Raw genomic sequence first — 9,074 nt, 5'->3', positions numbered from 1 at the left:
TTGACGTCGTGGCAACGGGTAAGGGTCGGACCAAACGAGGCGAACACCACGTCGACAATGGCGACCTGCAGCGGCACGTTCGGGCGATACGACAATTCGCCCTGATAGCTGTACTCGCCATAGGTGGTGTTGAAGCTGAAGCCGATCAGCTTGCGGTTCTCGGGATATTCGAGCTGGAGCCGGGCGGTATCGAACGGCACGGCGTCGGACTGCTGCAGGCCTGGGCGCGGCAGCAGCAGGTTTGCGAAGCCGGGCAGCGAGTTGAGATCGGCGACACCGAGATCCCTCAGCACACCGGGGCTTTGAAGCGCGAGATTGACGGTGTCGATGCCGAGCTGGCTCGACGCGCTGAGCGCGGTCAACGGCAAATTGGGGCAGGACTGCAGGAACTCTGCCGTATTGCGGGCATCGATACCGACCGCCGAACCTTCGCGGCGTGCGCAGCTGGCATTGGTCGCGTACGCACTGACGTACGGCAACTGCGAGTGATAGTTCATGAAGTACAGACTGAAGTCGGTACCGTTGTTCAGGTCTTCGGCAAAATAAGTCAGCTTGAAGCCGAACTGGCCCTGGTCGCTGGCGCGACGATCCCTATAGCGGCCAATGCGCAGGCAGGTCGGCGTGATCAAGGTCAGCGGGTTGTCGAGACGCCCACCGGCGAGACATTCCGGATCGTCCGCTGCTCCACCGAACGCGGCATTGACCGAGTCGCGCTGATTCGGGGTACCAAGGTCGACAAAGGACTGAAGCGTGCCCGGCACCGGGATTTCCACCGAGCGCCATTCGAACTGGTAATAACCCTCGACCGACAGACCGTCGGAGATATTGGTCGACACTCGGAACATATTGACCGGGATGTATAGATCTTCGAGCAGGCCGTTGCCGTAGCGATAGAAATTGTTGGCGCTGATCGGCTGCGCCTGGTTGATCGAGTTCAGGATCGCCACCGTCGACTCGCCCCACTGCACGGTCTGGCGACCGATGCGGAATTGCAGGTCGCGGTCGCCGGGCAGCGGCACCGAACCGAAGAAATTGGCGTCGAGGAATTGGTAACGAAGGCCGATCTGCTGCGCTTCGGCTTCAGCCAGCGAGCCGCCGGCCTGGCCGCCCGGCCCGAAGGTCTGGGGGAAATAGCGGTTCGATGGGCTGCCCGGCGTTCTCGTCCCGACCGTGGCGAAATTCTCCGAGGTGATGACGTTCGGACGATTGGTATGCAGGTTGTACAGCGCCGGGTCATAGACCGCACGACCGCGATAGAAAAAGCCGTAACTGCCAGACTCGATCTTCAGATCGTGGGTCCAGACGATCGGCGACTGAGTGACGTCACCGCGATCGAAATTGAGGTTGCCGTCGTCGAAATTGATCGACGCCGCACCAGGTGAGCGACGCAGATGCTGCGCCGGATAAATCTGTTCACGATGCAGGCCCTGGCAGGTCTGGTAGACGCCGGAGCAGACATTCGGGTTGATGTTGGACTTGCCGACCAGGCGCGAATCGCGTTCCTCGATACGGAAGCCGACGCCCGCGGTGATCGTCTGGTTCAGAACCGCATTGAAATCCTGATCGAGAAAATTGGCATCCAATTCGAGTGCCGAAACGGCTGGCACCGCCACCGCAAGAATGGCTCCCACAAGCATTCTTGCCGTCAAGCTGCTGATCTTCATTCCCGCTCCCCCTTGATTGTTAGGTGTAGCCGAAATATCCCTTCCGGCCTGTCCTCAAACAATCAGCCGTCGCGTTCCCCGCCGCGACGGCTGATCGCTACTACCGCTTACTTCGACGTGCGCTTCTGGACCGTGTCGGCCTCGAAGTCGGAATCCTTCAGCACCACGCTGTTGTCGTAGGGCTTGTCTTCGTTGTTCATTGCGGTCACGAAGTAGCGGCCCGAATCGAAGTGGTAGATCACTTCCGGCTGCGTGGTCACGGCGAGCACATCGCGATACTCGATCGGGTGGCCTTCCTGGAACTGCAGGAGCTTGCCCTGCTGGTCGTAGTCGTCGATGGCGACGACATTCCAGCTGTCTTCATCGAAGTACATCGTCCGCTTCTTGAAGGTGTGGCGCTGATCCGGCTTGTTGTCGGCTTCGACCACCCAGACACGGTGCAGCTCATAGCGCGGCAGTTCCGGATTGACGTGATTCGGCTTGGCGATGTCGGCGTACTTGGTCTTCGGGCCGGCGATGCGGTAGGAGTTGTACGGGATGTACATCTCCTTCTTGCCGACCAGCTTCCAGGTGAAGCGCTCGAGCACGCCGTTGTACATGTCGACCTGGTCATAGAACTGGTGACCATCGGTGCCTTCGTACGGGTTGTCGCAGCAGACCGCCGGTGCGCGGCGGATGCGCTTCAGCGCCGGAGCGTACAGCCAGGCCGAACGGCCTTCAGGTCCGAAGCCGGCCTTTTCGTGCACCAGGATGAAGGTGCCGGCCACGCGCGGTGGCGAGATCGTTTCCGAGAGGTAGCGCAGGAAGTCGGCACCCGGCTTCAGCTCGATCTCAGTCTTGCCGTTGATGTTCGCGTAGTAGAACTTCACGTCCTCGACGATCTTGGTCAGCGAGAACTTGCCGTCCTGCTGGACGATCATCTGGTTGTTGTAACGGCGAATGTTTTCGCCACGGAACTTGACTCTATGGTTCCAGACCGGCTCGGCACCGCTCTTCGGAATCGGGAACGGGAAGCCGATCAGCGCACCCTTGGGATTGTCGACACCTTCCAGCTCGGCGCGGGTCGCGTTCTTGACCGTCTCTTCCAGGTACTTCGCAGGGAAGTTGAAGTTCCGGTGCGAGGGATAGACGATCATCTTGTAGGTCTGCGGGTAGCGCTTGAACAGCTCCTTGTGACCTTCGGTCAACAGGGCGCCGTACTTGCCGACTTCCGCAGAGGTGATGGTGAACAGCGGCTTCTCGGCTTCCAGCGTCGCATCGCTCGGGTATTCACCCTTCTTGTAGGTGACCTGAGCCTGCGGCGTCCAGGCCGGGATCGTGCCTGCCTTGTTGCCGGCCTTTTCGGCGCCGACCGGGGTCAGCTCCTTGCCGAGCTTGGCCGCTTCATCAGCACCGACCTTGGCAAACGTCGGCGTGCTCATCGCTACCAGGGTCGCCATCAGCGGCCCGGCCAGCGAAGAATTCCATAGTTGCTTCCTCATCTCACGCACCTCTCTTGCTCGTTGAACGTCTTTTAAGTTGCGGCCCCCGGATCAGGTCATACCCGATCCGGTGAACCCTTCTCAGCGCAAGCCGGACTGCTGCCCGGCATTGCCACTCATTCCTCTACTGCAGCGCGGTCCTGACGGACGCAGCGCTCAGCGTCACTTGCTTGCAGCAGCGGCCTTGGCAGCTGCTTCCTTGGCTGCTTTCGCCGCAATCTTTTCCGGCTTCAGCAGGAAAAATGCGAAGGCCGGCAGCAGCAGCACGGCGGCGACGGCATTGGCCAGGAACATGATCGTCAGCAGCACACCCATGTCAACCTGGAACTGCAGGCCCGAGAACAGCCAGGTGCACACCGAACCGGCCAGCGCCAGCGAGGTGAACACCACCGCCTTGCCGGTCTGGTGCAAGGTCACCTTGTAGGCCTCGCGCAGCGTCATGCCGTTCTTCACACACTCTTCGAGCACGGAATAGATGTAGATGCCGTAGTCGACGCCGATGCCCGCCGCAAACGCCGCCACCGGCAAGGTCGACACCTTGATGCCGATCTCCAGCCAGACCATCACCGCGTACGACATCACCGACACCAGCGCCAGCGGGAACAGGATGCAGATCACGCTCGACACGGTGCGGAACGAGATGAACACACACAGCGCGATGCCGGCGTAGACCCAGAACAGCACGGTCGGCTCTGTCTCGGCGACGACATCGTTGACCGCCGCCATGACGCCGACATTGCCGGTGGCCAGCTTGAACTGCACCGGCGCATCAGCCGGCTGCTCGGTATTGAACTTGTCGATCGCGGCGACGATGCCGTCGATCGTTTCAGCCTTGTGATCGGCGGTGAAGATGAACACCGGGATCGCGCTGCAATTCTCGTTGAGCAGGCCGCTGGAGCTCGGGAACGGCTGCACGGTGATCACCAGCGCGCCGCTTTCACGTGGCAGCACGTTCCACTTCGGGTTCGATTCGCCGTAGCTGTTGAAGACTTTCTTCTGCACCTTCGGCAGCGACAGGGTGGACTGCACGCCCGGGGTGTTTTCCATGCGCCAGGCGAAGCGATCGATGCTTTCGACCACGCCGTGATCGATGCAACCATCAGGCTTCGATTCAGCGATGACCTTGAACACGTCGACGCCGATCGCGAAGTTGTCGACCACCGCCTTCGAATCGCGGTTGTAGCGTGAGTCCGGACGCAGTTCCGGCACGCCTTCATGCAGCTCGCCGACCTTCAGTTGCTTGCCGACATGATCGGAATACACATACGAGCCCACCGCCAGCAAGATCGTTGCAATCGCGTAGGGCTTCAAGGTCAGCTTGGAAATTGCGTCCCAGGCCGGCTCGAACCAGCGGTCGCGGCGCGCCTGATGGGCGCGGAACTCCACCGGATTGCTGATCTTCGCGAACGACAACAGACAGGGCAGCAGCATCTTCTTGCAGAAGATGATCGCCACCAGGCCGAACATGGCGTTGACCGCCATCTCCTGAACGATGCCGATCGGTACCAACAGAATCGTGCCGAAGCCGACGACATTGGTCAGCACCGCCGAGATACCTGGCACGACCAGGCGCCGATAAGTGGCGCGCGAGGCTTCGAAGCTGGCCAGACCGTGATCGGCCACTTCGAAGAGCCAGAAGCTGGTGATCTGAATACCGTGCGAAACACCGATCGACAGCACCAGGAACGGCACCAGAATGCCAAACGGATCAAGTGCGTAGCCGAACAAATGCAGCAGGCCCAGTTCCCAGATCACCGCCAGCACCGCGCAGGACAGAGGAATCAGCGCGATCACCGCCGAGCCCGTGTACAGCGTCAGCAAGAACCAGGTCAGCAGCAAGGTCAGACCGAAGAAACCGACTACTTCGATGAGCGAGTCGGCGACATCACCGACCACTTTCGCGAAGCCGATGATCGCGATGTCGATGTCCGGGTTGTAGGTCGGATTGTCGACTTCGTTGATTTCGAGGCCGTTGCCGCCGATCGAGAAGAAATGGTTGCTGCCATCGGACGCCTGGGCGTCGACATCGATGGTCTTGAAGCGGAACAGCAGGCCGCGAGGGTCCTTGTAGACGCGCTTGACCACCTCACCCGCCTTCAGCGGCTCGCGGTCAGCCTTGAGCTTCAGCTCGTACATCTTCGGGCTCAGATACTTCTGGCGGATCTCTTCGATCAGCTCGGCCGTATGGATGTAATCGATGGTCTTGCCGGTGATCGGATCCTGTTCGAGCAGTTCCGAAAAGATCATCGCGCCGCGCTGATCGTTGGCCACCAGGCGGCCGATGATGCCGGCCTTGGAGACATTGGCCTTGACCTTGTCGAGGTTCTCCGGTGTCGGCGTGAAATCTGCCGAGATGACGTTGCCGCCAGCGAAGCCGTCTTCGACGACTTCCAGATAACGCACGTCCGGCGTGTAGATCGAGCTGACACGGGCGCGGTCGGTGCCCGGCAGGAAGGTGACCGAATCGGTCGCCGCCCGCAGCGTGGTCATGAACGCCGGGTTGTAGATGTCCTTCTCTTTCTTTTCGGTGACCGCGAACAGCACCAGATTGGCGCCACCGAATTCCTTCTCGTACTGCTTGAACACCTGGATATACGGATGGCCGAGCGGCAGTTGCTTCTCGAAGCCGGAATCGATCTTCAGATGCAGCGCTTCCCAGATCATGAACAGCGTGACCAGCGCGAGTACGACCAGCGTGCGGCCACGATGACCAAAGACGATCGGTTCAGTGACACGGACAAACAGTTTGGAAAATTTGCCCTGCGCTTCTGAATGCATCGGCTGCTCCGCTGGTGTCTGGATGCGACTGGCCCACTCCGGCCAGCCCTGTTGGTGCCGTTCGCTTCGATCAGCGCCGGCACCATCTGATTAATGAACTCTTACTCAATACATACAGCGCCAAGCTTTCCAGTGTCCCCTAGTACTGCAGGCTGCTGGACCGCCGGGAAGACCGCGATAACTGCTTGATCCGTCAAGCTCCGCGGGCGCCAACATACGCTGCGAAGTCCTGAGTTTGGATGTTGCAAACGAACTTTGAAGTGATACTTCCGGACATTTTCTGCTCGGCGGTAAGGGCCTGCATTAATGCGCCGTGCGCCAGCGTATGGTGCAGTGAATCGGGGGTCGGCTGCAACTGCGCCCGGCCCCTGATACTTGATCGCTGCCGGCATCGTTCAAGCAATCCTCGCGAAGTCCGGCTTTTCACGCACCGCGCACTGCGGGCAGGTCCAGTCCGTCGGCAGTTGCGCCCAGGTCGTGCCGGCCAGCCAGCCCTCGGTCGGGCAGCCGCGGGTTTCGGCGTAGACATAGCGGCAGTTCGGACAGACATAGGCAGGACCCTCGATGGCAACGGCTACGGCCGCTGCGTCGCCGACTGCAGCCTCGGCCGTGGAGGACGCCGACGCAGTTGCCCGTTCCGGACGGTGCCAGCGGCGCATCAGGGCTTCGCGCTTCGAAGTCTCGATACGAGCCTTGCTCAGGTCGTAACCGTGATGGGCAGCGACCCGGTGATCCATCAGTTTGAAGAAGACCCGCGGAAAGTAGGCGGCGAGAATCATCGAGGCATAGCCGGACGGCAACTGCGGGCTGTCCTCGAAATGGCGCAGGGCCTGGAAGCGGCGCGTCGGGTTGGCGTGATGATCCGAATGACGCTGCAACTGGTAGAGCAGCAGATTGGTGACGACGTGGTTCGAGTTCCACGAATGGCGTGGCTGGCAGCGCTCATAGCGGCCATCGGCGAGCTTCTGGCGGGCCAGACCGTAGTGCTCGAGATAGTTCACGACTTCGAGCAGCGAGGCACCGTAGACCGCCTGGACGACGAGGAAAATCAGCGCCGGCCAGCCGAGCCAGAGCGTCAGGGCCGCAAACAGCACCACCGTCATGCTCCAGGCCTGCAGGTTGTCGTTGTCCAGCGACCAGACCGGCTTGCCGAGACGCGTCAGGCGATCGGCCTCGATCTTCCAGGCCGACTTCAGGCTGCCCGCGAAACTGCGCGGCAGGAACTGGTACAACGTCTCGCCCATCGCCGAGCTGGCCGGATCAAGCGGTGTCGCGACATGCTTGTGATGACCCTTGTTGTGCTCGATGAAGAAGTGGCCATAGGCGACCGGCGCCAGGGTGAGCTTGGCCAGCCAGCGTTCGAGGCCATTGGTCTTGTGGCCGAGTTCGTGCGCAGTGTTGATGCCGACACCGTTGATGACGCCGGTGGACAGCAGCACGCCCAACATCTGGAACCAGGCGAGATCCTGGGTCATCACCACCCAGGCGCCGAGCGCGGTGACGGCGTACTGCGCCGGCACATAGGCGAACACGATGTTGCGGTACCAGGCGTCCTGCTCGAGCGCGGCCACCGCCAATTCCGGCGCGTTGACCGGATCGGTGCCGATCATCCAGTCGAGGACCGGCGCGATAGCGTAAAGCAGCACGAAGCCGACCCAGCACAGCAAGGTCGTCAGCAGCACACCGCTGGCGAACGGCACCGCGGCAAGACCGGCGAGCACGAGCACCGGCAGCGCCGGGCTCATCAGCCACCAGTAACGCTTGCCGTCCTGCCAGTTCGCCGTTGCGTGCGCGGGGTTCGCGATGCTTGCCATGTGCCGCCTCCTCGTTGCCTTGCGCCATATCAGAAGACTGGCGTCTGCGGTTCGCGATGGCAGGCAGTCTGTCGATTGCGCACCGTTGCGGCCGGTCATTTCTTGACAGGACACGGTTATTTTCCGACAGTGCGCGAATAGCGAACATCGAAGCCAAACGAGCTTCGAGCCGAGCGAGGAGACCTCAATGCCACAAGTCGACCGTGCCTTGCCAGCACGTTACTTCGGCCGCCTGCTGGAACTGCTGCAGACCCAGGGCGTGTCGATCGCACCGCTGATCGACGGCCTCGGTCTTGATCCTAAGACCCTGGATGATCCCGACGCGACGGTATGGCTGTCGCAGGTCGACACCCTCGTCGACCGCCTCGTCGCCAAGACCGGACGCGGCGACTGGGGTTTCGACCTCGGCCAGCGGCTGCGCCTGACCTCGCATTCGATCCTCGGCTATGGACTGCTCGCCAGTCCGACGCTGGGCTACGCCATGCAGATGCTGGCGCGCTACTTCTCGCTGACCACGCCGACCTTCCGCGCGCAATTCCGGCGCGATAGCCAGCACGGCAGCATGCTGCTGGTGCCAGCGCTGCCGATGGGCCACGCCTGCCTGGTATTCCATACCGACACCATCGCCACCGCCGTCGATCTGGTGCTGCATGAGCTGCTCGGTGAACGCATGCCACGTTACGACCTGCACCTCGCGCTTGATCTGCCGCACCAGCAGCGCTACGCCGCGCTGACCAATGCCCGCTGCCGCTTCGGTGTCGGCGGCATGGCCGGCCTGCTAGTGCGCTTCCCGATCGCGCTGATCGACGAACCGCTGTCGCTGGCTGACGCCTCTGCGCTCAAGGCCGCAGAAGCGCGCTGCGAAGCGACGTTCCGGCGAGTCATCGCCGGCGGTCAGGTCGTCGACTGGGTGCGGATGATGCTGCGCGAGTCGAGCAACGGCCTGCCCTCGCTGGAGGAACTGGCGTATACGCTGAATCTGTCGTCACGCACCCTGGATCGGCATCTGAATGCGGCAGGTGCCGGCTTCCGCGCACTGACCGCGGACATCATTGTCGACAAGGCTCGCGTGTTGCTCGCTCAGGGCCACTCGGTGACGACCGTCGCCTACGAACTGGGCTATACCGATGCCTCGAACTTCGGGCGTGCCTTTCGACGGCTGACCGGAATGAGTCCGGGTTCCGCAACCGGCCTGTAACAGGATGAAATCCCGGGCTCGCGCGGAAAATCCCGAATTACATCCGGGCTCAAGCCGAGGACATCGGCCGCGAGCCGTAGCCGCCAGCAATCGCGCCGCGTTCGCTGGTGCAGGCTGCCGAACAGCCAGGGGCCGGCAA

General features: G+C 61.7%; 5 protein-coding genes. 1 reads left to right on the top strand and 4 read right to left on the bottom strand.

Annotated elements, in window-relative coordinates; translation table 11 throughout:
- The 4 genes from Q0D45_RS19225 to Q0D45_RS19210 all read right to left on the bottom strand — a co-directional run.
- A partial coding sequence (locus Q0D45_RS19225) for a DUF1302 family protein (RefSeq protein ID WP_293396789.1) occupies positions 1–1,664 on the bottom strand: 1,664 nt, incomplete at its 3' end.
- Positions 1,665–1,771: 107 nt separating this feature from the next.
- Entirely contained in the window at positions 1,772–3,145 is a 1,374-nt protein-coding gene (locus Q0D45_RS19220) for a DUF1329 domain-containing protein (protein ID WP_293396786.1), read from the bottom strand.
- A gap of 162 nt (positions 3,146–3,307) precedes the next feature.
- Entirely contained in the window at positions 3,308–5,923 is a 2,616-nt protein-coding gene (locus tag Q0D45_RS19215) for an MMPL family transporter (RefSeq protein WP_293396784.1), read from the bottom strand.
- A 395-nt stretch (positions 5,924–6,318) separates the two neighbouring features.
- Positions 6,319–7,737 carry a fatty acid desaturase gene (locus Q0D45_RS19210; protein ID WP_293396781.1) on the bottom strand — a complete coding sequence of 473 codons (1,419 nt, stop codon included), beginning with the start codon at positions 7,735–7,737 and terminating at the stop codon, positions 6,319–6,321.
- Positions 7,738–7,924: 187 nt separating this feature from the next.
- Between Q0D45_RS19210 and Q0D45_RS19205 the strand changes: the two genes are divergently transcribed.
- Positions 7,925–8,935, top strand: a complete 1,011-nt coding sequence (locus tag Q0D45_RS19205; RefSeq protein WP_293396777.1) for an AraC family transcriptional regulator — start codon at positions 7,925–7,927, stop codon at positions 8,933–8,935.
- The last annotated feature ends 139 nt before the right edge of the window (positions 8,936–9,074 follow it).

The sequence above is a fragment of the Nevskia sp. genome, from assembly GCF_023266035.1.
GTDB lineage: Bacteria > Pseudomonadota > Gammaproteobacteria > Nevskiales > Nevskiaceae > Nevskia.
This window is presented reverse-complemented; position numbering and strand designations above follow the sequence as displayed.

Excerpts from the sequence above, each read along its gene's own strand:
- Q0D45_RS19220 (WP_293396786.1), bottom strand. The coding sequence starts at position 3,145 with ATGAGGAAGCAACTATGGAATTCTTCGCTGGCCGGGCCGCTGATGGCG.
- Q0D45_RS19215 (WP_293396784.1), bottom strand. The coding sequence starts at position 5,923 with ATGCATTCAGAAGCGCAGGGCAAATTTTCCAAACTGTTTGTCCGTGTC.
- Q0D45_RS19210 (WP_293396781.1), bottom strand. The coding sequence starts at position 7,737 with ATGGCAAGCATCGCGAACCCCGCGCACGCAACGGCGAACTGGCAGGAC.
- Q0D45_RS19205 (WP_293396777.1), top strand. The coding sequence starts at position 7,925 with ATGCCACAAGTCGACCGTGCCTTGCCAGCACGTTACTTCGGCCGCCTG.